The following is a 24461-nucleotide window of genomic DNA, read 5'->3' as shown; positions in this document are numbered from 1 at the left end:
TCACGAGCCTACTCGGCGGCTCACCCAACGGACGACGGGATCCAGGTAGCCCACGTGCGGACCGGCGAGGTCCGGAAGTTCGGCCGGTGAGCCTACGAGCGCGAGCCGGTCGAACTCCGGCGCCCGTCCCCGTACCGTCTCCGCGGCCGTCAGCGCCGTGAAGCTCTCCTGCAAGAAGGACGCGGGCAGGGGCGGTGCCAGGTAGTGGACACCGACCTGTCCGTCCGCGCCGTGCGTCACCAGACACCGGGTGAGGTCGGCGGCCGGGACGTCGACGCCCGTCTCCTCGGCCAGTTCCACGGCCGCGTGGCGGCGCAGTGCGGGTTCGTCCAGGGGCTCGTCGCCGGTGGGCGGTTCCACCGATCCGCCGGGGAACTGCCAGCGGCCGGGCGCGGCGGTGGACGCGGACATACGGCCCACCAGCACGCGTCCGTCGTCCGTCGGCTGCACCACGCTGACGAAGAGGGACGCCAGGGCGTCGGCACCCGGGACGCGGCGCAGGGCGAGGTACCGATAGGTCACCCGGGACCAGGAGACGAGCAGGTCGTCCTGGGCCTCCCGTGAGAGCCCCGCGCACACCGCCACCGGACCGTCGAAGAGGGCCGGGTTGGCCAGGACGGCCTCGCCCCACTCACGGTCCATGGCCGTCCGCACCTCGGCCGGCACCACCGGGGGCGCCACCTCGACCAGGCGCAGTCCCGCGGCCTCCAGCAGGTCAGCCATGGGTCAGTGCACCCAGCGGATCGTCCAGCACCGGCTGCCACGCCAGCTCGGCCGCCCCGACCAGGCTGTTGTGGTCGAGGGTGCAGGCCAGGATGGGAACGCCGCCGCTCTGCCCCCACAGACTGCGGTCGGCGACGACGGCGCGCAGACGGGCGGGGTCGGCGTCCAGAAGGGTGCGGTGGAGGCCGCCGAGGATGATGCGGTCCGGGTTCAGGATGTTCACCAGGCCCGCGAGACCGAGGCCCAGGCGGTCGATGAGGGCCTCGGCGGCGGTGCGGACGGCGGGATCGTCGTAGTGGTGCCGGACGAGGTCGTTGGCCTGCTGGAGCAGGGAGAGCTCGGGGCCGGGGTCGAGTCCGGCCGCCGTGAGGAACGCCAGCGGGTCCGCCTCGACGTCCAGACAGCCCCGGCTGCCGCAGTGGCAGGGTCGGCCCTCGGGGTTCACGGTGAGGTGGCCGACCTCCAGAGCCAGGCCCGAACTCCCCGTGTGCAGACGCCCGTCGAGCACCAGCGCGCCGCCCACGCCCCGGTGTCCGGTCGCCACGCACAGCAGGTCCCGGGCGCCGCGGCCCGCGCCGTGCCGGTGCTCGGCGAGCGCGGCGAGGTTGACGTCGTTGGCCGCGAAGGCCGGTCCGGTGATGCCTGCGGCACGCACGCACTCGCCGAAGATACGGCGGACGGGGGCGCCCGCGGGCCAGGCGAGGTGCAGGGGGTTGAGGGCGAGGCCTTCGGGTTCGGCGACCGCGGACGGCACGGCGAGTCCGGCGCCGACACAGCGTCTGCCGGTGGTGCGCAGCAGGTCGGCGCCCGCCTCGACGACGGAGCCGAGGACCTTCGCCGGGTCGGCGTCGACCGTCTCGCAGCCGGGGGCGGTGGCGACGATACGGCCGCCCAGACCGACCAGGGCGGCCCGGAAACCGTCGGCGTGGACCTGCGCGGCCAGCACGACGGGACCGTCCTCGGCGACCGCGAGGCGATGCGAGGGCCGGCCCTGCGAACCGGCGGCAGCGGTGGGCCGGGCGTCGACGCGGATCAGCCCGAGCGCCTCCAGCTCGGCGGCGACCGCGCCGGCCGTCGCCCGCGTCACCCCGAGTTCCGCGGTGAGCACGGCCCGGGTGGGCGCGCGGCCGGTGTGCACGAGCTCCAACGCGGGCCCGAGCGCACCGCGCCCCCGGTCCAGCCGCGTCCTCGAGGTGGTTCCTTCCCCCGCCGGCCGGGGGTCCGCCTTGCCGCTCATGAGGGCGAGTCTCCCATGATCCGTTCGCGATGGAGCTCAGAGCCCGCTGACCCGCAGCGTGATGTTCAGCCGTCCCGTCAGCCCCAACTCGGGCGGCGCGGTGCCCGGATGCACACGGGGGACCCCGTGGTACGCGAGTCTCGACGGGCCGCCGAACACGAACAGGTCACCACTGCGCAGTTCGACGTCCGTGTAGGGCCGGGTCCGGGTTTCGGGGTTGCCGAAGCGGAAGACGCAGGTGTCGCCGAGGCTCAGGGAGACCACGGGCGCGTCCGACTTCTCGTCGCTGTCGCGGTGCATGCCCATACGGGCGTCGCCGTCATAGAAGTTGATCAGCGCGATGTCGTAGGCCGCCTGCTGCGGACCGAGTGCGTCGCGCACCGCTTCCCGGCCCAGCTCGCCCAGCCAGTGCGGGAACGGCTTCACCGGTGCCCCGTCGCCGTCGGCGACCGTGCGGGCGTAGGCGTACGGGTACCAGTGCCAGCCGAGGCACACCTGCCGCGCGGTCATCGTGCCGCCGCCCGGGGTGCGGACCGTGCGCAGTCCGGCGGGCGGGCGCGCCCACTCCCGGCAGGCCTCCAGCAGGTCGCGCTGCCGCCCCGGCTCCAGCCAGTCCGGGACGTGCACCGCACCCGGCGCGACCTCCGCACGGGGTCGGGGGAACAGCTCGGCATCCATGGGTTCCATCCTGCCCGAGCGGGCCTGAGCTGCGCCTCGGATAGCCTGGACGCACGATGGACGACCGTATGACGACCCCCTGGGGCGAGTTCGCGCTCACCCGTTTCCCCGAGGACCCGCGTGACCGGCTGCGCGCCTGGGACGCCTCCGACGAGTATCTGCTGAGGCATCTCGCGGCGGAGGGCGTGGCCCTGTCCGGCACGGTCGTGTTGGTCGGAGACCGCTGGGGTGCGCTGGCCACCGCGCTGGCGCCGCACCGCCCGATCCAGATCACCGACTCCTTCCTCAGCCAGGAAGCGACCCGCGCCAACCTCGAACGCGCCGGCGTCGAGCCCGGCACCGTCCGGCTGCTCACCACACAGGACCCGCCGCCCGGCCGCGTCGACGTCCTGCTGGTGCGGGTGCCGAAGAGCCTGGCCCTGCTGGAGGACCAGCTGCTGCGGCTGGCGCCCGCGGTGCACGAGGGCACGCTCGTCGTCGGCACCGGCATGGTGAAGGAGATCCACACCTCGACGCTCCAGCTGTTCGAGCGGATCCTCGGGCCGACCCGCACCTCGCTGGCCGAGAAGAAGGCCCGGCTCATCTTCTGCACACCGGAACCGTCGCTCGAACGGCCCGCCAATCCCTGGCCGTACGGCTACACCCTCCCGGACGGCGTCGGTGCCGCCTCCGGGCGTGCCGTCGTCAATCACGCGGGCGTCTTCTGCGCGGACCGGCTCGACATCGGCACCCGGTTCTTCCTCCAGCACCTCCCGAAGAGCCGGGGTTCCCAGCGGATCGTGGACCTGGGCTGCGGCAACGGCGTCGTCGGAACGGCTGTGGCCCTGGCCAACCCCGAGGCCGAGGTGCTGTTCGTCGACGAGTCCTTCCAGGCCGTGGCCTCGGCGGAGGGGACGTACAAGGCGAACGGCGTGCCCGGGCATGCGGAGTTCCGGGTCGGGGACGGTCTGGCGGGGGTCCCGGCGGGCAGCGTCGACCTCGTCCTCAACAACCCGCCCTTCCACTCCCACCAGGCGACGACCGACGCGACGGCCTGGCGGATGTTCACCGGAGCCCGCAGGACGCTACGGCCCGGCGGCGAACTGTGGGTTGTCGGCAACCGCCATCTCGGCTATCACGTGAAGCTGCGGAAGCTGTTCGGCAACAGTGAACTCGTCGCCGGCGGGCCGAAGTTCGTGGTGCTCAAGGCGGTGAAGGAGTCGGGTGTCTGATCTCTCGGTGCGGGCCTTCTACGACGCGCTGGCCCCGGACTACCACCGGATCTTCGCGGACTGGGACGCGAGCATGGCGCATCAGGCGGCTGTGCTCGGAGCGTTCGTGCGGGAGGACCTGGGGCCGGGGCCGCACCGCGTCCTGGACTGCTCGTGCGGCATCGGGACCCAGGCGATCGGGCTGGCTCTCGCGGGGCACCGGGTCGTCGGCAGCGACATCAGTCCGGTGGCCGCCGCACGGGCCGCCCAGGAGGCCGCGGCCCGCGGGGCAGTGGTGCCGACCGCCGCCGCGGACATGCGCCGGCTGCCGTTCGCGTCGTCCGTCTTCGACGTCGTCGTCTGCGCCGACAACTCGCTCGCGCATCTGCTGACGGCCCCGGACGTCGAGGCCGCGCTCGCGGGCATGGGCAGGGTTCTGCGGGACGGCGGTCTGCTGGTGCTCACCCTTCGGGACTACGACGAGATCCGGCGGACCAGGCCCGCCGCCCCGCCTCCGCAGGTCTCCGAGGACTCCGGCGGCCGGGTGATCACCTTCCAGCTGTGGCAATGGCACGATGACGGCGAGCGCTACGACCTGGAGCACTTCCAGCTCGCGGACGGCGCCGGGGACGACTGGGCCGTCCGCGTCCGCCGTACGACCTCCTGGGCCCTGACCCGTTCACAGCTGACGGAGTTCGTGGCCGGGGCCGGTTTCGTCGACGTGCGCTGGCACGATCCGGCCGCCGGCGGGTTCTACCAGCCCGTCCTCACCGCGCGAGCAGCTGGATGATCCGCCGGGCCGCCTCGGCCATGGCGTCCCGCCCGACGCTCAGGTAGGTGCGGGAGTCCACCGCCTCGGGGTGAGCCGCCAGGAACTCCCGGATCGCGCCCGTCATGGCGATGTTCAGCGCGGTGCCGACGTTGACCTTGGCGATGCCGCCCGCGACGGCCGCGGTGAGTTCCTCGTCGCGGACTCCGGAGGAGCCGTGCAGGACGAGGGGGACGTCGAGGGTGGCGGTGAGGCGTTTGAGCAGGTCGTGGTCGAGGGTGGCGGTGCGTTCGGTCATCGCGTGGGCGCTGCCGATGGCCACGGCGAGGGCGTCCACGCCGGAGTCGGTGACGAAGGCGCGGGCCTCGGCGGGATCGGTGCGGGCGCCGGGGGCGTGGGCGTCCAGCGGGGGCCGGCCCTGCTTCCCACCCACTTCCCCCAACTCGGCTTCGATCCAGAGCCCTTGGGAGTGCGCCCAGTCGGCCGCCGTCCGGGTGGCGGCGAGGTTCTCGGCGTAGGGCAGATGGGCCGCGTCGTACATCACGGACCCGAAGCCGGCGTCGGCCGTCTGGCGCAGCAGGTCGTCGCTCTGGACGTGGTCGAGGTGCAACGCGACGGGTACGGCGGCTCGTTCGGCCGCGGTGACGGCGGCGCGAGCGAGCGGGAGGAGACTGCCGTGGCGGAACTTGACGGCGTTCTCGCTGACTTGGAGCACGACGGGCGCGTCCAGGGACTCGGCGCCGGCGATGACGGCCTCGACGTGTTCCAGGGTGATGATGTTGAAGGCGGCGACGGCGGAGCGGGTGGTGGCGGCCCGGGTGACGAGCTCGCCGGTGGTGACCAGGGGCACGACGTCTCCTAGGGGCGGGCGAGGATCACCGAGCGGGTGAGGTGGCGGGGCTGGTCCGGGTCGAGGCCGCGGGCCCCGGCGACGGCGACCGCGAGGCGCTGCACGCGGACCAGTTCGGCGAGGGGGTCGAGGGTGCCCGCCACCCACAGCCCGCCGGTCTGCCGGACCTGTTCGGCCAGCCCCTCGGGTGCCGCGCCGAGCATCCAGGTGGCGGTGCCGTGGGTGGTGATGCTGATGGGGCCGTGCCGGTACTCCATCGCCGGGTAGGCCTCGGTCCAGGCGAGGGAGGCCTCGCGCATCTTCAGGCCGGCCTCGTTGGCCAGCCCGACCGTCCAGCCCCGGCCGAGGAAGGTGAACTGCGTGCACTCGACGAGGCCTTCGGGCAGGGGAGACGTGAGTGCGGTGCGGGCGTCGGCGACGACGGCGTCGGTGTGCAGGCCCAGGTGGGCGCGGAGCAGGGTGAGGGCGGTGGTCGCGAACCTGGTCTGGACGACGGAGCGTTCGTCGGCGAAGTCGAGGACGACGACCTCGTCGGCGGCGGCCATGACGGGGGTGGCGGGGTCGGCGGTGAGGGCGGTCGTGCGGGTGGTGCCCTTCAACTGCCCGAGCAGGTCGAGGACTTCGGTCGTCGTGCCGGAGCGGGTGAGGGCGACGACGCGGTCGTACGAGCGGCCCTGCGGGAACTCCGACGCGGCGAAGGCGTCGGTCTCGCCCTGGCCCGAGCCCTCCCGCAGCACCGCCACCGCCTGCGCCATGAAGTACGACGTGCCGCATCCGACGATCGCGACCCGCTCCCCGGCCGCCGGAAGCGCGCGGGCGTGGCCCGCGGCCTCCGCCGCCGCCCGGGTCCAGCACTCGGGCTGGCTGGTCAGCTCGTCCTCGACATGAGTCATGCCGTACCTCTCTGTGACTTTGATTGCTCTTGCAAGATATAGCCATCTTTCAAGCACAATCAAGCATACGTGGGCAGGAGTGGTCCGCCCCCGCAGGGCGAGCTGTTTCCGTGACACCCGCCGCCGATCCTGCATAGGGTGATCCCCAGGAGGCTGCGATGAGCGGATCACCCAGGGATCACACGGGCTACCTGCCGATCGCCGAGCACGGTCTGATCGGCGACCTGCGCAGCGTGGCACTGGTCGGGACCGACGGCACCATCGACTGGTACTGCTGCCCGGCCTTCGACGCACCGAGCGTCTTCGCGTCGATCCTGGACGCGGAGCGCGGCGGCTGCTTCGAGCTCGCGGCGACCGTGCCGGCGCGGACCAAGCAGTTCTACTTCCCCGACACCAACGTCCTGATCACCCGGTTCTACACCGAGGACGGCGTGGGCGAGGTCCAGGACTTCATGCCGGTCGACGGCGACACGGTGGAGACCGAGCGGCACCGGCTGATCCGGCGGGTGGTGTGCGTGCGCGGCTCGATTCCGTTCCGGACACGCGTGGCGCCGCGTTTCGACTACGGCGCCCAGCCGCACACCCTCCGCATGGTCGGGGACGTCGCGGTCTTCGAGTCCCCCAAGCTGACGCTCGGCCTGACCGCGACGGTGCCGCTGGAGACCGAAGGCCCGGACGTGCGCGCCGACTTCAAGCTCTCCGAGGGCGAGTCCGCGGTGTTCGCGCTGGACCAGGTCGGCGGCGAGGTGACCCCGCGCCGGTGCGCGCACACCGAGGCCGAGGAGCAGTTCACCAGCACGGTCGCCTACTGGCGGCACTGGCTGTCCGCCTCCAAGTACCGGGGCCGCTGGCGGGAGATGGTGCACCGCTCCGCCCTCACCCTCAAGCTGCTCACCTACGCGCCCACCGGCGCCATCGTGGCCGCGCCGACGACGAGCCTGCCCGAGCAGCTCGGCGGCGAGCGCAACTGGGACTACCGGTACGTGTGGGTGCGGGACGCCGCCTTCTGTGTGTACGCGTTGCTGCGGCTCGGCTTCACCAGCGAGGCCGAGGCGTTCATGGACTTCCTCATCCGGCACGTCAGCCCGGACGGCCACGGCCCCTCCGGGCCGCTCCAGATCATGTACGGCATCGACGGCCGTACCGATCTGACGGAGCGTGAACTCGGCCATCTGGAAGGGCATCAGGGCTCCGCGCCGGTCCGGGTCGGCAACGCCGCCGCCGACCAGCTCCAACTCGACATCTACGGCGCCCTGATCGACTCGATCTACCTCTACGACAAGTGGGCCAAGCCGATCTCCAGCGATCAGTGGGACGACGTGTCCGCGCTGGTGGACTGGGTGTGCGAGAACTGGGACCAGCCCGACGAGGGGATCTGGGAGACCCGCGGCGGCCGCAAGAACTTCCTGTACTCGCGGCTGATGTGCTGGGTGGCGATCGAGCGGGCGATCCGCATGGCCAACCGGCGCGGGCTGCCCGCCGACCTGAACCGCTGGCGGGAGTGCCGCGACACGATCTACCGGCGGATCATGAAGCGCGGCTGGTCGGAGACCCGGCAGGCGTTCGTCCAGCACGAGGACGGCGATGTGCTCGACGCGGCCGTGCTGATGATGCCGCTGACCAAGTTCATCGCGCCTACCGACCCCAAGTGGCTGTCCACGCTGGACGCGCTGACCGAGGAGCTGGTGTCGGACTCCCTCGTCTACCGCTACGACCCGACGGCGAGCCCCGACGGACTGCGCGGGGACGAGGGCACCTTCTCCATCTGCTCGTTCTGGTACGTCGAGGCGATGGTGCACGCCGGCCGGATCGACGAAGCACGGTTGGCCTTCGAGAAGATGCTCACCTACGCCAACCATCTGGGCCTGTACGCCGAGGAGATCAGCAACACCGGCGAGCAACAGGGCAACTTCCCGCAGGCGTTCACCCATCTCGCCCTGATCAGCGCGGCCTTCAACCTGGACCGGGCCCTCGGCTGAGGAATAGCCGTCGGCCGGTCCCACGTTGCAGCCGGCATGACGACGAACGCACCGCGGCCCGAGGTCCTGCGATACACCGCCTTCTCCAGCACTCCCGAGGGCGGCAACCCCGCCGGTGTCGTCCTGGACGCCACGGCCCTGGACGACGACGCCATGCTGGCCATCGCCGCCGAGCTCGGTTACTCGGAGTCGGCGTTCCTGACCGCGCCCCCGGAGGGGCTCGAGGGGCCGGAAGGACGGACGTTCACCATCCGTTACTTCAGCCCCAAGGCCGAGGTACCGTTCTGCGGGCACGCCACCGTCGCGACCGCCGTCGCGCTGGCCGAGCGGATCGGTCCGGGCGAGCTGGTGTTCGCCACGCCCGCCGGCACCGTGCCCGTGTCGGTGGCCGAGGAGGCCGGGACGGTCAGGGCCACGCTCACCAGTGTCGAGCCGCACGTCGAGGAGGTCGCCGAGGCCGACCTCACCGAGGCGCTCGCCGCGCTCGACTGGCCGGCCACCGATCTCGACCCGGCGTTTCCGCCCCGGATCGCGTTCGCCGGTGCCCGCCATCTCGTCCTCGCGGCGGCGACGCGCGCACGGCTCGCGGATCTGGCGTACGACTTCCCGCGCCTCGAAACCCTGATGCACCGACTGGACCTGACCACCGTCCAGCTGGTGTGGCGGGAGTCGGCCACCGTGTTTCACGCCCGTGACCCGTTCCCGGTCGGCGGAGTGGTCGAGGACCCGGCGACCGGCGCCGCGGCCGCCGCGTTCGGTGCGTACGTCCGTGACCTCGGCCTGGTCCCGGAGGACGCCGTCCTCACCCTGCACCAGGGCGAGGACCTGGGCCGTCCCGGCGAACTCACGGTGACCCTGCGCGCCGGCGACCCCCGTGTCCGGGTCGGGGGCGCGGGGGCTCTCATCGGCCGGTGAGCTGCTGGGCGGGCTCGTAGCTGAGCGTCAGTGGCCGTGCTCGCCCGACGACTCATGGGGGGCCTCTTCGGAGGCCTCTTCCCCTGTCGCCGCCGTGCCCGCCCGGACCGTGAACGCGGCGGTGTGCACCTTGCCCTCGTGCTTGAAGTCGAGAAAGAGCCGGTAGGTGCCGCTGCTGGGCGCCGTGGCCGTGAAGGAGATGTCCGGCCCTGGCTCGGTCGAGCCGTCGCCGGGTTCACCGCCCGGGTGGACGTGGAGGTAGGCGAGGTCGCCGGAACGCAGGGCGACCAGGTGGCCGTAGGCGCCGAGATAGGGCTGGAGATCGGTGACGGGCCTGCCGTTGCGGGAGACCGTCAGCTTCAGCTCGCGGGCGGCGCCGGGCCGCAGGGCTCCGCCCAGCTTCACCTCGTAGCCCTCGGTCGTGGCGATGGTGTCCGGCGCCGGCAGGTTCTGCGGTGCATAGGTGCCCGACACGGCCAGATCCGCGCCGAGGGTGAGGTTCTCGGCGCCCTTCGTCTCGGGGGTGAAGTCGGCGAGGACCCGGTAGCCGCCCGCGCGGGGCAGCGACACGGGGATGCTCCAGGTTCCGTCGGCGGCCCGGGTGGGGTGCAGATGGCGGTAGGTGTTCAGGTCGCGTGAGGCGACGATGAGGTGGAGTTCCTTGTCGTGCTCCCGGCGGAAGGCGGTGACCGCGCGGCCCGTCCTCGCCCCGGATGGCGAAGCGGAGGTCGGCGGTGCGTCCGGCCGCGAGGCGAGGGGTTCGCAGGTCGAGGGTGTAGCCGTTCTCGGAGATCTGGAGTCCACCGGCCGGGGGCGACTCATGGCCCGAGTGCCCGGAGCTCTCCGGGTGCCCTGACTCGTTGTCTTTCGTGTGTGTGTCATGGCGGGCGGGCGTCTCGTCGTCGGTCACGGGGCCGACGCCCTGGCCCACGCCGTAGGCGGTGCCGAACGTCGCGGCCAGTGCGGCGGCGAATGCGGTGATCTTCAGTCCAGCGTGCATGGCCGGCTCCTCCACGTCGGTATGTGGCTCTCGATGCACTTCACCATACCCCTGGGGGGTATCAAGTCAACCCCTCGATCGGCTTGCCTCAGATACCCTCTGGGGGTATACATGGGTTGCGACCCACCATACCCCCGCCTGGTATCCACGAGGAGTAGTCATGACCACCACCATGACCACCACCGCAGCAGCCGAGACCGAGCTGGCCATCGGCGGCATGACCTGCGCCTCGTGCGCGGCGCGCATCGAGAAGAAGCTCAACCGGATGGACGGGGTCACCGCCACCGTCAACTACGCCACCGAGAAGGCCAAGGTCACCCACGCCGTCGGCGTCTCGGTCCAGGACCTGATAGCGACCGTCGAGAAGACCGGGTACTCGGCCCGGGAACCGGCACCACCCGAGCCGTCCGCTCCCGACGAGGAAGAGCCGGACGAACTGCGTTCCCTGCGCGAGCGGTTGGTGACCGCCGTACTGCTGGCGGTGCCCGTCGTCGCGATGGCGATGATCCCGGCGCTGCAGTTCGAGTACTGGCAGTGGCTGTCCCTGACGTTGGCGGCGCCCGTGGTGACGTATGCCGGATGGCCCTTCCACAAGGCGGCGTTCACCAATGCCCGGCACGGCGCGGCCACCATGGACACGCTGATCTCGGTCGGTACGACGGCCGCCTTCGGCTGGTCGCTGTGGGCGCTGTTCTTCGGGACCGCGGGCACGCCGGGTATGAAGCACCCCTTCGAGCTGACGATCGCCCGCGGCGACGGCACTGGGAACCTGTATCTGGAGGCCGCGGCCGGGGTCACCGCGTTCATCCTGGCCGGGCGGTACTTCGAGGCCCGCTCCAAGCGCAAGGCGGGCGCGGCTCTGAAGGCGCTGCTGGAACTGGGCGCGAAGGACGTCACCGTGCTGCATTCGGGCGGCCACGAACGGACCGTCCCGATCGCGGAGTTGAAGGCCGGCGACCGCTTCCTCGTCCGTCCCGGCGAGAAGATCGCGACCGACGGGATCGTCGTCGAGGGCTCCTCCGCCGTGGACGCCTCGATGCTCACGGGTGAGTCCGTGCCGGTGGAGGTCACTCCCGGAGATTCCGTCACCGGCGCCACCCTCAACGCGGGCGGACGGCTCGTCGTCGAGGCGACCCGGGTCGGCTCCGACACCCAACTGGCCAGGATGGCCAAGCTGGTCGAGGACGCCCAGAACGGCAAGGCGGCCGCTCAGCGGCTCGCGGACCGGATCTCAGCGGTGTTCGTGCCGGTCGTCATCGCGCTCGCCCTCGGCACCCTGGGCTTCTGGCTCGGCAACGGCGCCGGTACGGCCGCCGCGTTCACCGCCGCCGTCGCCGTACTGATCATCGCCTGCCCCTGCGCCCTCGGACTCGCCACGCCGACCGCTCTGCTGGTCGGAACCGGGCGCGGCGCCCAACTCGGCATCCTCATCAAGGGCCCCGAGGTCCTGGAGTCCACGCGCAGGGTCGACACCGTCGTCCTGGACAAGACCGGCACCGTCACCACGGGCCGGATGACCCTCCTGGCCGTGCACCCGGCGGACGGCACCGACGAGGCCGAAGTCCTGCGGCTGGCGGGCGCGTTGGAGCACGCGTCGGAGCACCCGGTCGCCCGCGCGGTCGCCGACGGGGCGATGGAGAAGCTGAGTTCTCTCCCCGCACCGGAGGACTTCGCGAACGTGCCGGGGCTCGGGGTGCAGGGCATCGTCGACGGGCATGCCGTGCTCGTCGGCCGCGAGCGCCTGCTGGCCGACTGGTCCTTGGAGCTGCCCGCGGAGCTCCGCCGGGTCAAGTCGGAGGCGGAAGCTCTCGGTCGTACGGCGATCGCGGTCGCCTGGGACGGCGAGGCGCGGGCCGTGCTCGAAGTCGCCGACGCGGTCAAGGACACCAGCCGTGAGGCGATCGTCCGCCTGCGCGCGCTGGGCCTGACGCCCGTCCTGCTGACCGGTGACAACCGGGCCGTGGCCGAGTCCGTGGCCCGGGAGGTCGGCATCGACCCGGAGCACGTGATCGCCGAGGTGCTGCCGCAGGACAAGGTCGACGTCGTCAAGCGGCTTCAGGCAGAGGGCCGTTCGGTCGCGATGGTCGGTGACGGCGTCAACGACGCGGCGGCGCTGGCTCAGGCCGACCTGGGTCTGGCGATGGGCACCGGCACGGACGCCGCGATCGAGGCGGGCGATCTGACCCTCGTCCGGGGTGACCTGCGGGCCGCGGCGGACGCCATCCGCCTCGCCCGCCGCACCCTGGGGACGATCCGGTCCAACCTCTTCTGGGCCTTCGCCTACAACGTGGCCGCTCTGCCGCTGGCGGCGGCCGGACTGCTCAACCCGATGCTCGCGGGGGCGGCGATGGCGTTCTCGTCGGTGTTCGTGGTCGGCAACTCGCTGCGGCTGCGGTCGTTCCGGGCCGCCTGATCCGGCCGGCCGGGCGGGCAGGGACTCCGAGACCGGGAGCCTCTGCCCGCCCGGCCGCGAGCCGAACATTCACAGCGGTAAGCGCGAGCGCCAACGGTCCAGGCACACCGCACCTCCCTGCGGCCGCCGTCCTTCCGAGCCACCTGACCCAGCCGACCGGACGAACAGGCACTCCCGAACCACAAGCCCCCGCCCACCCGCCCCTCAACCGAACGCCTTCACCGCCCGGCCGCCAGCCGGACATGTACAGCGGTGAGCGCGAGTGCCAGCGGTCCGGGCACCAGGAAGGCCAGCGGCACCAGCATCCAGGCGCACAGGGCCGCCGTGGCCACGGCCAGCAGCACCAGGGCGCTCCCGCCGACATCCCGTACGGCGTCCCGGGCGGCCTCCCGCACGGCGGCCGGCCAGTCGGTGAGCGACTCGGGGCGGGCGCAGGCCCGCAGGCCCACCACCAGGGCGACCGCACCGATACCGGCGGCCACCACCGCGAACAGCGGGGCTCCCGGCAGCCCGGCCCCGGCGAGCGCCAGGTCCGCCAGGAACAGCAGCGAACCGGCCAGGGCGACGGCGCCCGCCCCCAGGTCACCGGCCCGCAGCCGACGCCCCAGCACCGCGAAGTACCGGCCCGCGGTGGCCGGTTGCCCCTCCCCCGCACCCCGCAGGACCGCGCACGCGGCCGACAGCGCGGCCGGGGCCGTCACCACGGGCAGGCAGACCAGGGCCGTCGCCAGGCCGACGCTCAGCATGTCGGCGAACAGGGTCATCCTGGGCCCGAAGACCTCGCCCGGGTCACGAGCACGCATCCCGCTCATCCCTTGAGTCCCGAGCTCGCCATGCCCTCCACCAGGAACCGCTGGAAGGCGAGGAAGAACAGCACGATCGGCAGCAGCGCGATCACCGACATCGCGAACATCGGGCCGAACGCCGACTGGCTGGAGGCGTCCACGAACGACCTGAGGGCGAGCGTGAGCGTGAACTTGTCCGGGTCGAAGAGGTAGATGAGCTGGGTGAAGAAGTCGTTCCAGGTCCAGATGAAGGTGAAGATCGCCGTGGTGATCAGCGCGGGCCTGGTCAGCGGCAGCACGATCTGGAAGAAGCTGCGGAAGGGCCCGCAGCCGTCGATGCGGGCGGCCTCCTCCAGCTCACGTGGCAGACCCCGCATGAACTGCACGATGAGGAAGACGAAGAACGCCTCCGTGGCCAGGAACTTGGGCAGGATCAGCGGCCAGTAGGTGTTCACCATGCCGAGCTTGTTGAAGATGATGTACTGCGGGATCAGGATCGCGTGGTGCGGCAGCATGATCGTGGCGATCATGAAGGCGAACATCGGGCCGCGGAAGCGGAAGCGCAGTCGGGCGAAGGCGTAGGCCGCGAGCGAGCAGCTGATCACGTTGCCGAGGACCGCGCCACCCGCGATCAGCAGCGAGTTGGACAGCAGCCGCCAGATGGAGACGTCGTTGACGCCCTCGAAGGCGGTCTCGTAGTTCGACCACTCCAGGTGGCCGGGCAGCAGGTCGAGGCTGGCGATCACCTCGTCGGCCGGCTTGAGCGAGGTGGCGAGCAGCCAGGCCAGCGGGTACAGCATCACGAGCAGGGCGGCCAGACAGCCGAGGTGCAGGGCGACCCGCCCCCAGCGAACGGGCTTGCGGGCGGCGGCAGTTGATACGGAGGTCATCGCTCCCCCTCGGACGCGTAGAAGACCCAGGAACGCGAGGTGCGGAACAGCACCGCCGTGACGACGCCGATGACCAGCAGCAGCACCCAGGCCATGGCGGAGGCGTAGCCCATGTGGGAGGCGACGAAGCCGCGGTCGTAGAGGTACATCGTGTAGACGAGCGTGGAGTCGGCGGGGCCGCCCTTGCCCGCGCTCACCGCGAAGGCGGGTGTGAAGACCTGGAAGGCCTGGATGGTCTGGAGGACCAGGTTGAAGAAGAGCACCGGGGACAGCATGGGCACGGTGACGGACAGGAACTGCCGCCATTTTCCGGCCCCGTCGACGGCCGCCGCCTCGTAGAGCTCGACGGGTATCTGCTGCAGCCCCGCGAGGAAGATGACCATCGGCGCCCCGAACTGCCACACCGTCAGCAGCGCGACGGCCAGCAGCGCCCAGCCGGGCCTGTTGACCCAGCCGCCGGTGCCGAAGAGGTTGTCCACGGTGCCGCCGTCGTTGAAGACGGCTCGCCAGACGAGGGCGATGGACATGGAGGCGCCGAGCAGCGAGGGGGCGTAGAAGGCGGACCGGTAGAAGGCCTTGCCGCGCTTCATGGACTTCAGGGCGAGCGCGACGAGCAGCGCGAGGGCCAGTTGGAGCGGCACGGCTATGACGACGTACATCAGGGTCGTCGTGACGGAACGCCAGTAGCGCGGGTCCTCGGTGAACATCTGCGTGTAGTTGCGCAGGCCCACCCAGTGGGGCGGGTCGAAGAGGTTGTAGTCGGTGAAGGACAGGTACAGCGAGACGGCCATCGGCAGCAGGGTGAGAACGCTCGCGCCGAGGACCCACGGGGAGAGGAACACCCAGGCGGCGCCGTGGCGTTCGCGCCTGGGGCGGCGCTTCGTGGTGGGGGCGGTGGCGCGCCTCTCCCCCGTCGGGATCGCGGTGGTGGTCATGACCTCAGCTCCGCCTTCGCCTCGGTGACGTAGTTCTCGGCCGCCTCGCGGGGCGTCATGCGCTGGTAGGAAACCTGGTCGTAGTCACGCTGGAAGGTGGTCTGCAGGGCGTTGTCGCCGGAGGGCGGGGCCTGTGGCGGATCCTTCAACTTCCCTTCCAGGGACGCCTGGTAGTCGGCGACCGTCTTGTCGAAGTCCTTGAGCAGGGGTGCTGTCTCCTTGCGGATGGTCTCGTTGACGGGGATGCCGCGGGTGGCGCCGAGGATCTTCGCCGCGTCCTGGTCGTTGAGGAGGAAGTCGACGAGCTGCGCCGCCTCCTTGGCGTGGCCGGTGTTGGCGGAGACGCCAAGGAACATCGACGGCTTGAAGTACTGGCCGGGCGTGCCGTCGGAGCCGGACGGCATGGGTGCCAGTGCGATCCCGGTCGGGATGATCGCGAGGTAACCGCTCGACGGAGCATCCCAGTTGTTGTCCGCGGTGGCCTTGCCGCGGCCGAGCGGGGTGTTCTCGACAGAGCCGTCGAGCTGGGTGGTCTGCTCGGCCGGGGAGACGGACTCCTCGCGCCGCAACTGGTCGGTGAACGTCCACCACTTGGTGAGGTCGTCGGCGGTGAAGCCCAGTCCGCCGCTCTTCGTGTAGAGGGCCTTTCCCTGTCCGCGCAGCCAGACCTCGAAGGCGTCCTCGTTCTGCCCGGGGTCGGTGGCGCCGGGTTGGCCGGTCTTCTTCTTGAGGGCGCGCATGGCGTCGGCCCAGTCGTCCCAGGTCCATCCCTGTTTCGGGAGCGGCACCCCGGAGGCCTTCCAGGTCTTGACGTCGTAGACGACGGTCTCGGTGCCCCGGCCCTGCGGGATCGCGTACTGGGTGCCGTCCACGCGGCCGGTGGCGAGCAGCCCGGAGTCGATCTCGGAGGTGCGCAGTACGGCCTTCTGCTTCGCCAGGTCGAGCAGGACCCCGCCGGAGGCGTACTGGTCGATCTGGCGGTAGTCGAGCTGCATCACGTCGGGTGCGTCGCCGCCCGTGGCCTGGACGGCGAGCTTCTGTTTGTAGGCGTCGTAACCCGAGAACGACGTCTGCACCTGTACGTTCGGGTGCTGTTTCTCGAACAGGGCGACGGCCTGCTCGGTGCGCTCCGCGCGGTCGGGGTTGCCCCACCACGTGTAGCGGAGCACGACCTTGCCGCCGCCGACCGATTCCCCGGATCCCCCGCAGCCGGCCGCCAGCGCGCAGAGCGCGAGTGCGACGGCCGAAGCGCAGAACCCCTTTGTCCTGTGTCCGGGCATGCCGAGGTCACCTCATCCCTTCCTCGGACTTTCTACGGCCCCCCTCGCAACTCCCCCCAGAACAAGCGGTGTTACTCGCTGCCGTACGGCAGCGTCGTCCCCGGCAGGTTGTACTCGTCCCGTCGGCCGCACATCCCGAAGCCGCCGAGCCGGGTCGGCGCGGCCTCATGGGCGGTCGCCTCGACGAGGTACGACGGTTCACCGGCCGCCAGCGCGTCGAGCTGGGCGCCGGTGCGCTCGGCGGTGGCCAGGGCGCCGGTCCGCCACAGTTCGCGCCAGGTGGGCACCTTGTCCCGTACCAGGCGGGCGGCGGCCCGCTGGAACTCCAGATACGGGCCGTTGTCTCCGGCGACCAGTGCCTCGCGCAGGCCGAGGTAGCCCTCGACGGCGAGGTCCCGGCGCCGGCGGGCGGCCGCGGCCGTCTCCGGTCCCGTGCCGGGCGGGAGCCCGGCGGCCTCGGCATACCGCGAGGGGTCGGCGAGCACCTCCGGCGGGAAGGTGAAGACGGCGTCCCCGGCCTCGGGCAGACCGCTGTTCTGCATCAGCACGGTGATGCGCAGATCGCCGCCCTGGACCATGCGGTGCACGGTGCCCGGTGCGAACCAGGCGATCGAGCCCGGCTCCAGGGGGATCTCCCGGTAGCCGTCGGGGCTCAGCGTCTGCACCGCGCCCCGGCCGCCGGTGACGACGTAGGCCTCCGTGCACACCAGGTGCAGATGCGGGCTGCCGCCGCAGACGCCGTCGGCGGCCTCCCAGTCGTAGGCGCTCAGGTGGGACAGGCCCACGGCGCCCGGCAGCGGGTGCGGAAGGCCGGGCTTCACCAGGACAGGCCTTCCAGACACGAGGACACGCGTTCCTCGTCCCAGGCACCGTCGGCCACGACCAGCCGGTAGCGGTACTCGAAGGACTCCCCCGGCGGCAGCTCGAACTCCTCGAAGAACGCCCAGGAGAACGCGACCGTCGGGAAGGGCTCGGAGCGCACGAACCAGTGCGACTCGTGGATCGCCCTCCGCGGGTCGAGGTTCTCGGGGGCGTGTGCGAAGACGAGCGTGGAGTGGGCGTCCACGTCGTCGTGCTCGGTGGTGAAGGCGAGCCAGGGGCTCTGGCTGCCCATCAGCTTGTCCGCGTCGCCGTCCGTGTCCGGGGCGAGGACCGATCCACCGGTGAAGTCGCGGGGGCCGCGCCACTGGAGTCCCGTGTAACCCGCCATCTCACGGCCCGCGGTGGTGGGGGAACCGAAGGCCAGCGGCTGGTCGCGGGTGTTGGTGAGGCGGATCGACCAGTCCAGCGCCCAGGAGCCGGCCTCCTCGTCGACCGAGTGGACGGTGATGCCGCGGAGCTCGCGCGCCCACTCGCTGCCGCCGTTCTCCACCCAGGTGAGCTCCTCGGCGAAGGTGAGCCGGTCGTCCTCGACGGTCAGCTGCGGGAAGCCGTCATGCCGCATGGAGCCGACGCGCTCCGGCAGGGGCAGATAGCCCTGTCCGTGGACATAGCAGTTGCCGCCCCAGAAGTTCTGCCCCGACAGATGGCTCGCGGTCATCTGCAGACCCTTGTGCCAGCGGTGGTCGTTGGGACGGTAGCCGGTCACCGTGCGGCCGCCGAGGGTGCGCACCGGGTGGGCGTAGGGCTTCTTGGCCTCGAAGTCCTCGGGGTCGGGTCGGTAGACGTAGCGGAGGATCTCCGTGCCGTTCGCCGCCTCGACGGCGATGTGCTCGCCGTGGACGTGGCTGACGCGGATGCTCATGCGCGCTCCTTGGGGGCCCAGTGGGGGTGGTCGCCGTGCATGGCCGGGTAGAAGGGGTCGCCCGGTGTGATCTCGCCGGCGTTCACGGGCCGGCCCGTGAACGCGGACTTGTAGAGCGCGGCGGCGAACTCGAGGGTGGCACGGGCGTCGGCGCCGCTGCCGGGAGGCCTGACACCGTTGTCGTACGCGTCGAGGAGCGCGCCGAGCTGGGCCGCGTGCGAGCTGGGCACGTCGGCGGCGGGCGTACGCCAGGCGTCGACGCGGTCGGCGGCCACGTGGGGGGCGGGTGTGTAGGTCCAGTCCTGGTTGCGGTGCCCGTACAGGTGGGTGAGTTCGACGGTCGCGTCGGCGCAGTCGATGCGGATGCGGCTCACCTCGTCGGGTGACAGCACACTGTTGACGACGGTGGCGAGGGCGCCGTTCTCGAACCGGACGAGGGCCGTGGAGACGTCCTCGCTCTCGGTGTCGTGGACCAGCCGGGCCGCCATCGCGCGGATCTCCGCCCACGGGCCGAGCAGGTGCAGGAGAAGGTCGTACTGGTGGATGCCGTGGCCCATGGTGGGGCCGCCGCCCTCACTGGCCCAGGTGCCGCGCCACGGTACGGCGTAGTAGGCGGCGTCCCGGTACCAGGTGGTCTGGCAGTGCGCGACCCGGGGGGCGCCCAGCTCGCCGCTCGTGATCAGCCCGCGCGCGTGGACGGCGCCGGAGCCGTAGCGGTGCTGGAAGACCACGGAGGCGTAGGCGCCGGACGCCTCCTCGGCCGCCGCGATCTCGTCGTACTCGGCGAGCGACAGTGTCAGCGGCTTCTCGCACAGCACCCAGGCACCCGCCTTGAGGGCGGCCACCGTCTGCTCCCGGTGCAGCGACGGCGGGGTGCCGATGAGGACCAGGTCGGGGCGAGCGGCGTCCAGCATCGCGGCCATGGAGGTGTACCCGGCGACCTCGCCGCCCGCGAGTTCCCGGAAGGCGTCGAGTCTGCCCTGGTCCACGTCGACGGCGGCGACCAGTTCTGTGCGCTCGGCGTGGGCCCTGAGCGCGGACAGATGGCTGCCGCTGACGATGGCGCCGGTGCCGACCACGGCTACGCGGCGGCGGGCTGGACGGGGCATACGGTCCTCCTCGGACGTCCGGCAAGGGGACGCTGACATGCGGGGGAAAGCGCTTGCTCTCCCGGAGTCGACCCTAGATCCCCGGCGATTGTCCTAACAAGACCCCGGGCGGTGATATCGGTGAACACGCCACGCACACGGCTCATTCACTTGCCTGACGCAAGTGATTCGGCGCGCTCGCCTCCGCACACGCCTTCCGGTGCTCGGGGTGTGCGGGGGAGCCCAGGTCAGAGAGCCGCGAACAGGTCGTCGAGCGGGGCGGGTACGCCGTCGGGGTCGAGAGCCTCGACGAGGACGCGGCCGTAGTGGATCTTGCGCCCCTTCTTCGTACCGAGGAAGCGCCGCAACTGCTGCTCAGCGGTGCGGCCCCGCTGCGCGGGCTGGGACAGGAACGTCGTAAGGGGCCGCAGGTCGCCCTCCTCGCGCACGAGTTCCTTCACCCGCGGCACACCCAGCGCGCGGATCAGCTCGTCCTCCAGGTCCGCCGCGCAGACGAAGTACCCGTCCGGTGCCGCGCCTGCCCGCTCCCAGCCCCGGGCGTAGAAGGGCCGTTCCCGCTCGTCGCACAGTCCCGTCAGGCGCAGGCCCAGGCCGGAAGGGCCGAGAAGACCCGCGAAGCGGCCGACGCTCATCGCCCCGCCCATCGCCAGGACGCAGAGCCCCTCGGCGGCCAGGTTCCGGCCACGGCTCGCGGCCAGCGCGTCGACCGCCGCCACGTCGCTCGGCCCTTCGAGCAGGACGACGGTCCGGACGGACAGCCGTGCGGCCAGCTCGCGTGCCGGGTCGCCGGGGCCACCGGCCGCCCACGCCGTGACCGCGTCCCGGAACTCCCCCATGTCAGCCATGGGAGGAGTCTGTGCCCTCACCGGCCCCGGCGACAGGCAATTTCCGCCGGCCTCACCGGCTCGCCTCCCCGTGGGTCACCCGGATCTTGGACTGGCCGTGCGGGAGTTCCTCCCAGTCCTCCATGAACCGGGCCCGCAGGCCATGCTTCCCGGCCAGCTCGACGAGCGTCTCGACGCGGTAGTAGAAGTCCTCCCGGAGCACGTGGTGCTCCTCGCCCTCGGTGCGGTCGAAGGTGAAGTCGAACCAGCCGCCCGGGGCGAGCACCCGGCCGACGTTGGCCAGACACTCCTCGATCACCGGGAGCGGCGAGTGCGAGAAGACGCTGTGCGCGTGGACGACGTCGAAGTGGGCGTCCGGCAGGAACCGCAGCGTCAGGTCGCGCACCGGGGTCAGGTTCGGCAGCCGCTTCTGAAGCGACATGTCGACGATCGTGTCCTGCGCGGCGAAGAGGATGTCGGGCGAGATGTCGATGCCGTGGTAGTGCCCGGGCTCCAGGTGTCGGATGAACCGCCAGCCGCCGCGCAGGTTGCCGCAGCCGATCTCCAGCATGCGGTGCTCGGGGCGCAGCCCGTGGCCGAGGAGGTAGTCGAACTGCATCGCCCCGAGCGCCAGCCAGCGCTCCCGGTTGCGGCTGCCGACGGCCGCGTCCGGATCGGCCCGGGTGTCGGAGCGCATCACGGCGCGGTAGTAGGAGATGTGGTCCGGGTACCGGCGGCGCAGCCACAGGTCGCGGGCGGCGCGGGCCACATGGCGGGGCACGCGGTCGGGGTGACGCAGGGCGTAGCCGACGCGGTGGCCGAGGGCGGCGCGGTTGGCGGTGAGGTTCTTGGCGGGCATCGTGAGGCCTTTCGCAGGTCGTCGCTCTGCTCCCAGCCTCAGTGCGGAAGCCGGGCCTCCGGCTCGGCCAACGAGCTCCCGCCGCGGAGAGTTTCGGGCGACCGGCATGTCAGCCGATCGGTTGATGCGATCCTCCGTCCGGCACGTTAGACACGGAGCATGAACCACTCCGATCCGGACGAGCGCTGGCTTGGCGCGATCGTGCACGGCGCGTTCTTCCTGCTGCTCGGCTCGTCGTTCGCCCGCTTCCTGACCCGCGACCAGGGCGGAGCGCGCACCGGCTGGGTGGTGGCGTTGTTCGCCTTCTTCTGTGTGCTGTACGTCCTCGGGCATCTGGTGGCCCCGCCGCCCCGCCCGGGACTGCCGCCCACCCGGCGCCATCTGGTCTGGCTGGGCTCGGCCACCGCCGTCTGGGTCGTCCTGCTGGTCCTCGCGCCGAGCGCCACCTGGTGTGTGATGCCCCTGTTGTTCGCCGGACTGCACGCCCTGCCGCCGAGGATCGCGGTGCCCGCGGCGGCCGTGCTCACGGCTCTGGTCGTGGTCTCGGAGATACGGGTGGCCGACGGGCCGCTCAACCCGAACATGGTGGTGGCCCCGCCGGCCGTCGCCGCGGTCGCCACCGCCGTACTGGTACATCTGCAACGGCAGGGGGCCCGGCAGCGCGTTCTGATCGAGGACCTGGTGCGCACCCGGCACGAACTCGCCGCCACCGAACGGCGGGCCGGTGTCCTGGCGGAGCGCCAGCGGCTGTCCGCGGAGATCCACGACACCCTCGCGCAGGGGCTTTCCAGTCAGCGGATGCTGCTCCAGGCCGCGGAGCGGGTGTGGGGCTCGGACCGGGACGCGGCCCGGGAACATGTCCGGGCGGCGGCGGAGATCACCTCGCACAGCCTCGCCGAGGCCCGCCGCTTCGTGCACGACCTGGCTCCCGCGGACCTCGCGGAGCGTTCCCTCGCCGAGGCCCTCGGCGCACTCGCCCGGCGCGAGAGCGGCCCGGGGCTGACCGTGGAGTTCCGGCTCGAGGGGGATCCGGGTCCGCTGCCGGAGCGGGTGGCGGGGGCGCTGCTGCGGATCGCCCAGGGCGCGCTGGCCAACGTACGGGAGCATGCGGCGGCGACCCGGGCCGCGCTCACGCTCACGTGGCTGGACGATCAGGTCTCGCTGGATGTCGCGGACAACGGGCGGGGGTTCGAGCGCACCGAGGCCCGGGGGTCCGGGTCGTCGACGCGTGGGCACGGGCTTCCCGCCATGCGGATCCGGGCCCGCCAGGCCGGTGGCGGGCTCACCGTGGAGTCCACGCCGGGAGAGGGCACCGTGGTCTCGGTCGCCGTCCCGCTCGCTGTCCCGCCCGCTGTCAAGGAGACCACCCTGTGAGTACGTCGCCGCCCTCGTCCCCCGTCCGGCTCCTGCTCTGCGACGACCATGCCGTCGTACGCGCCGGACTGCGGGCCCTGCTCGCCAGCGCGGACGGCATCGACGTGGTCGGGGAGGCGGCCACCGGTGAGGAGGCGCTCGCCATGGCGGCCCACCTGGGCCCCGATGTCGTACTGATGGATCTTCAACTGGACGACGGCATGGACGGGGTGACGGCCATCCGGCAGCTGACGGCGGGAGGCGCTCGAGGTCCCCGCGTGCTGGTGCTCACCATGTTCGACACGGACGCCGACATCACCCGGGCCATCGAGGCGGGCGCCACGGGCTATCTCCTCAAGGCCGAGCAGCCCGAGGAGTTGTTCACGGCGATCCGCGACGCCGCGTCCGGACGCAGCACGCTGTCCGCCCCGGTGGCCGACCGGCTGCTGACCCGGCTGCGCAGCCCGCGCCCCGCCCTGTCCGCGCGGGAGCACGAGATCCTCGCGCAGCTCGCCCGTGGCCTCGGCAATCGGGAGATCGCCCGCGCCCTGTTCATCAGCGAGGCGACGGTCAAGACCCATCTGGGTCGGATCTACGGCAAGTTGGGCGTCGAGACCCGGGCGGGCGCGGTGGCCGTCGCCAAGGAACGACGGCTGCTGCCTTGACCGGTTTCGGGAACCAGGAGTATCCGATCCGCACTCTTCCGTTACGGCAGACACCCTTGACAGCATGCGTACTGTTTGGCGACGTTTGGTCCTTGCCGACATTTCGATCGGCGGGACGCGGACGCCGCGTCGTGGGGGGAATTGGGGGGAACGGTCGCCCATGCGATCCATGAGCAGTGACACGGACATAACGATCCACAGACCCGAAGAGCTCGGCACCTCGCTCCGCAAGGCCTGGCACCGGGCGATGGACGAGTCGCCCGAGTACGCCAACCCGTTCCTGGCACCGGAGTTCGCGGCCGGGATCGGCAGACACCGCCGCGGCGGCGCCCGGGTGGCGGTGCTGCACCAGCGCGGAGAGGCCGTGGGCTTCCTCCCGTACGAACGGGGTTCCTTCGGCGTCGGCCGTGCCATCGGACTCGGACTCTCCGACTGCCAGGGCCTCGTGCACCGCCCCGGGTTCACCTGGGACGCCCGGGCACTGCTGAAGGCGTGCCGGCTCTCGGTGTTCGAGTTCGACCACCTCGTCGAGGAGCAGGCGCCCTTCGCCCCCTATGTCACCGGGACGTTCGCCTCCCCGGTGATCGATCTCAAGGTCGGCAGCGACAGTTACCCGGAGTGGCTGCGCGGCGCGTACCCGGGGCTCGCCAAGACGACCCTCAAGAAGGAGCGCCGGCTCACGCGCGACCTGGGTGAGATGCGGTTCGTGTTCGACGAGCGCGACCCGAGGGCACTGCGCACACTGATGCAGTGGAAGTCCGCCCAGTACCGCCGCACGGGCCGGATGGACCGGTTCGCGCGGCCGTGGATCGTGAACCTGGTGGAGGACCTCTTCCAGGTCCGCGAGGAGCACTTCACCGGGATCCTTTCGGTCGTGTACGCCGGTGACCGGCCGGTGGCCGCGCACTTCGGGCCCACCTCGCGCACGGTGTTCGCGCCCTGGTTCACCGCGTACGACCCCGAGCTGCGCTACTACTCCCCCGGTCTGATCATGCATCTGCGGATGGCCGAGGCGGCGGGCCGGCGCGGGGCGCGGCTCATGGACATGGGACGCGGCGACAAGGAGTGGAAGGACTGGCTCAAGACCCGTGAGCTGCGGGTGGCGGAAGGGTTCGCCACCCGTCCCCACCCGGTCGCGACGGCACACCGTCTGTGGCGCCGGCCCGTGCGGGGTCTGCGCAACACGGTCAACGCCCACCCGGCCCTGCGCGAGCCCGCCGACCGACTCCTGAAGACCGTCGGCACCCTGCGCACCTCCGGGCACCGTTCGGACTCCGACAGCGCGGGACCGCTGGCGAGCTGACGAACCCGCTCACCTCCGGTTCCCGCGGGAGGTGGCGCCGACGTGTGTTCTCCTCCACGGTCCTTCC

The 24461-nt window shown here is 71.7% G+C and carries 22 protein-coding genes and 1 pseudogene; 8 read left to right on the top strand and 15 right to left on the bottom strand.

The genetic code is table 11. From position 1 onward, the window contains the following. From M2157_RS42680 to M2157_RS42670, 3 genes are read right to left on the bottom strand one after another with little or no spacing between them, the layout of a single operon-like run. Nucleotides 1-723, bottom strand: a complete 723-nt coding sequence (locus tag M2157_RS42680) for an NUDIX domain-containing protein (protein ID WP_280867867.1) — start codon at nt 721-723, stop codon at nt 1-3. After that, complete coding sequence (locus M2157_RS42675; RefSeq protein WP_280855790.1) at nt 716-1960, bottom strand: ROK family protein; 1245 nt, start codon at nt 1958-1960, stop codon at nt 716-718. The genes M2157_RS42680 and M2157_RS42675 overlap by 8 nt, the downstream gene beginning before the upstream one ends. A gap of 36 nt (nt 1961-1996) precedes the next feature. Then, the gene (locus M2157_RS42670) at nt 1997-2638 is read right to left on the bottom strand and encodes an alpha-ketoglutarate-dependent dioxygenase AlkB (protein WP_280867866.1); all 642 of its coding nucleotides are present in this window, start codon (nt 2636-2638) and stop codon (nt 1997-1999) included. 68 nt (nt 2639-2706) lie between these two features. Here M2157_RS42670 and M2157_RS42665 point away from each other — a divergent pair, with 68 nt between their 5' ends. After that, nucleotides 2707-3849: a methyltransferase gene (locus M2157_RS42665; RefSeq protein WP_280867865.1), complete on the top strand. Its 1143-nt coding sequence runs from the start codon at nt 2707-2709 to the stop codon at nt 3847-3849. Beyond that, nucleotides 3842-4618 carry a class I SAM-dependent methyltransferase gene (locus tag M2157_RS42660; RefSeq protein WP_280867864.1) on the top strand — a complete coding sequence of 259 codons (777 nt, stop codon included), beginning with the start codon at nt 3842-3844 and terminating at the stop codon, nt 4616-4618. The genes M2157_RS42665 and M2157_RS42660 overlap by 8 nt, the downstream gene beginning before the upstream one ends. Here M2157_RS42660 and M2157_RS42655 read toward each other — a convergent pair. Beyond that, the gene (locus M2157_RS42655; RefSeq protein ID WP_280855794.1) at nt 4596-5447 is read right to left on the bottom strand and encodes a class II fructose-bisphosphate aldolase; all 852 of its coding nucleotides are present in this window, start codon (nt 5445-5447) and stop codon (nt 4596-4598) included. The genes M2157_RS42660 and M2157_RS42655 overlap by 23 nt on opposite strands. 8 nt (nt 5448-5455) lie before the next feature. Continuing rightward, complete coding sequence (locus tag M2157_RS42650) at nt 5456-6340, bottom strand: sugar isomerase (protein WP_280867863.1); 885 nt, start codon at nt 6338-6340, stop codon at nt 5456-5458. Nucleotides 6341-6498: 158 nt separating this feature from the next. On the opposite strand from M2157_RS42650, the gene M2157_RS42645 reads away from it, so the two are divergent. Both M2157_RS42645 and M2157_RS42640 read left to right on the top strand, forming a co-directional pair. Further along, nucleotides 6499-8319: a glycoside hydrolase family 15 protein gene (locus M2157_RS42645; RefSeq protein ID WP_280867861.1), complete on the top strand. Its 1821-nt coding sequence runs from the start codon at nt 6499-6501 to the stop codon at nt 8317-8319. 36 nt (nt 8320-8355) lie between these two features. Further along, complete coding sequence (locus tag M2157_RS42640) at nt 8356-9234, top strand: PhzF family phenazine biosynthesis isomerase (RefSeq protein WP_280867860.1); 879 nt, start codon at nt 8356-8358, stop codon at nt 9232-9234. Between the two features lie 27 nt (nt 9235-9261). On the opposite strand, the pseudogene M2157_RS42635 reads toward M2157_RS42640, so the two are convergent. Continuing rightward, a pseudogene (locus M2157_RS42635) lies at nt 9262-10234 on the bottom strand (hypothetical protein). Between the two features lie 172 nt (nt 10235-10406). Here M2157_RS42635 and M2157_RS42630 point away from each other — a divergent pair. Next, nucleotides 10407-12647 (top strand): heavy metal translocating P-type ATPase, encoded by a 2241-nt coding sequence (locus M2157_RS42630; protein ID WP_280868349.1) that lies wholly within the window; start codon nt 10407-10409, stop codon nt 12645-12647. A gap of 218 nt (nt 12648-12865) precedes the next feature. Here the strand turns inward: M2157_RS42630 and M2157_RS42625 are convergent, their stop codons facing one another. The 9 genes from M2157_RS42625 to M2157_RS42585 all read right to left on the bottom strand — a co-directional run bounded on the left by M2157_RS42625 (nt 12866) and on the right by M2157_RS42585 (nt 21073). Then, nucleotides 12866-13459 (bottom strand): hypothetical protein, encoded by a 594-nt coding sequence (locus tag M2157_RS42625; RefSeq protein WP_280855799.1) that lies wholly within the window; start codon nt 13457-13459, stop codon nt 12866-12868. Next, nucleotides 13456-14322 (bottom strand): carbohydrate ABC transporter permease, encoded by an 867-nt coding sequence (locus M2157_RS42620; protein WP_280855800.1) that lies wholly within the window; start codon nt 14320-14322, stop codon nt 13456-13458. The genes M2157_RS42625 and M2157_RS42620 overlap by 4 nt, the downstream gene beginning before the upstream one ends. Beyond that, complete coding sequence (locus M2157_RS42615) at nt 14319-15257, bottom strand: sugar ABC transporter permease (protein WP_280855801.1); 939 nt, start codon at nt 15255-15257, stop codon at nt 14319-14321. Before M2157_RS42615 ends, M2157_RS42620 begins: the two co-directional genes overlap by 4 nt. Next, nucleotides 15254-16537 (bottom strand): ABC transporter substrate-binding protein, encoded by a 1284-nt coding sequence (locus M2157_RS42610; protein WP_280855802.1) that lies wholly within the window; start codon nt 16535-16537, stop codon nt 15254-15256. Before M2157_RS42610 ends, M2157_RS42615 begins: the two co-directional genes overlap by 4 nt. 71 nt (nt 16538-16608) lie before the next feature. Further along, nucleotides 16609-17379, bottom strand: a complete 771-nt coding sequence (locus M2157_RS42605; RefSeq protein WP_280867859.1) for a cupin — start codon at nt 17377-17379, stop codon at nt 16609-16611. After that, the gene (locus M2157_RS42600) at nt 17355-18281 is read right to left on the bottom strand and encodes a PmoA family protein (RefSeq protein WP_280867858.1); all 927 of its coding nucleotides are present in this window, start codon (nt 18279-18281) and stop codon (nt 17355-17357) included. The genes M2157_RS42605 and M2157_RS42600 overlap by 25 nt, the downstream gene beginning before the upstream one ends. Then, complete coding sequence (locus tag M2157_RS42595) at nt 18278-19390, bottom strand: Gfo/Idh/MocA family oxidoreductase (protein ID WP_280867857.1); 1113 nt, start codon at nt 19388-19390, stop codon at nt 18278-18280. Before M2157_RS42595 ends, M2157_RS42600 begins: the two co-directional genes overlap by 4 nt. 227 nt (nt 19391-19617) lie before the next feature. Then, nucleotides 19618-20235, bottom strand: a complete 618-nt coding sequence (locus tag M2157_RS42590) for a TOPRIM nucleotidyl transferase/hydrolase domain-containing protein (protein ID WP_280855804.1) — start codon at nt 20233-20235, stop codon at nt 19618-19620. A gap of 52 nt (nt 20236-20287) precedes the next feature. Then, the gene (locus tag M2157_RS42585; protein WP_280867855.1) at nt 20288-21073 is read right to left on the bottom strand and encodes a class I SAM-dependent methyltransferase; all 786 of its coding nucleotides are present in this window, start codon (nt 21071-21073) and stop codon (nt 20288-20290) included. 159 nt (nt 21074-21232) lie between these two features. Between M2157_RS42585 and M2157_RS42580 the strand changes: the two genes are divergently transcribed. From M2157_RS42580 to M2157_RS42570, 3 genes are all read left to right on the top strand, one after another. Beyond that, nucleotides 21233-22447: a sensor histidine kinase gene (locus M2157_RS42580; protein ID WP_280867854.1), complete on the top strand. Its 1215-nt coding sequence runs from the start codon at nt 21233-21235 to the stop codon at nt 22445-22447. Then, nucleotides 22444-23091: a response regulator transcription factor gene (locus M2157_RS42575; protein WP_280855807.1), complete on the top strand. Its 648-nt coding sequence runs from the start codon at nt 22444-22446 to the stop codon at nt 23089-23091. The genes M2157_RS42580 and M2157_RS42575 overlap by 4 nt, the downstream gene beginning before the upstream one ends. A gap of 160 nt (nt 23092-23251) precedes the next feature. Further along, the gene (locus M2157_RS42570) at nt 23252-24394 is read left to right on the top strand and encodes a GNAT family N-acetyltransferase (RefSeq protein ID WP_280867853.1); all 1143 of its coding nucleotides are present in this window, start codon (nt 23252-23254) and stop codon (nt 24392-24394) included. Nucleotides 24395-24461 lie beyond the last annotated feature (67 nt).

The organism is Streptomyces sp. SAI-127 (assembly GCF_029894425.1).
GTDB lineage: Bacteria > Actinomycetota > Actinomycetes > Streptomycetales > Streptomycetaceae > Streptomyces.
Note: the sequence above shows the minus strand (reverse complement) of the source record. Positions and strands in the feature narration are given on the sequence as shown.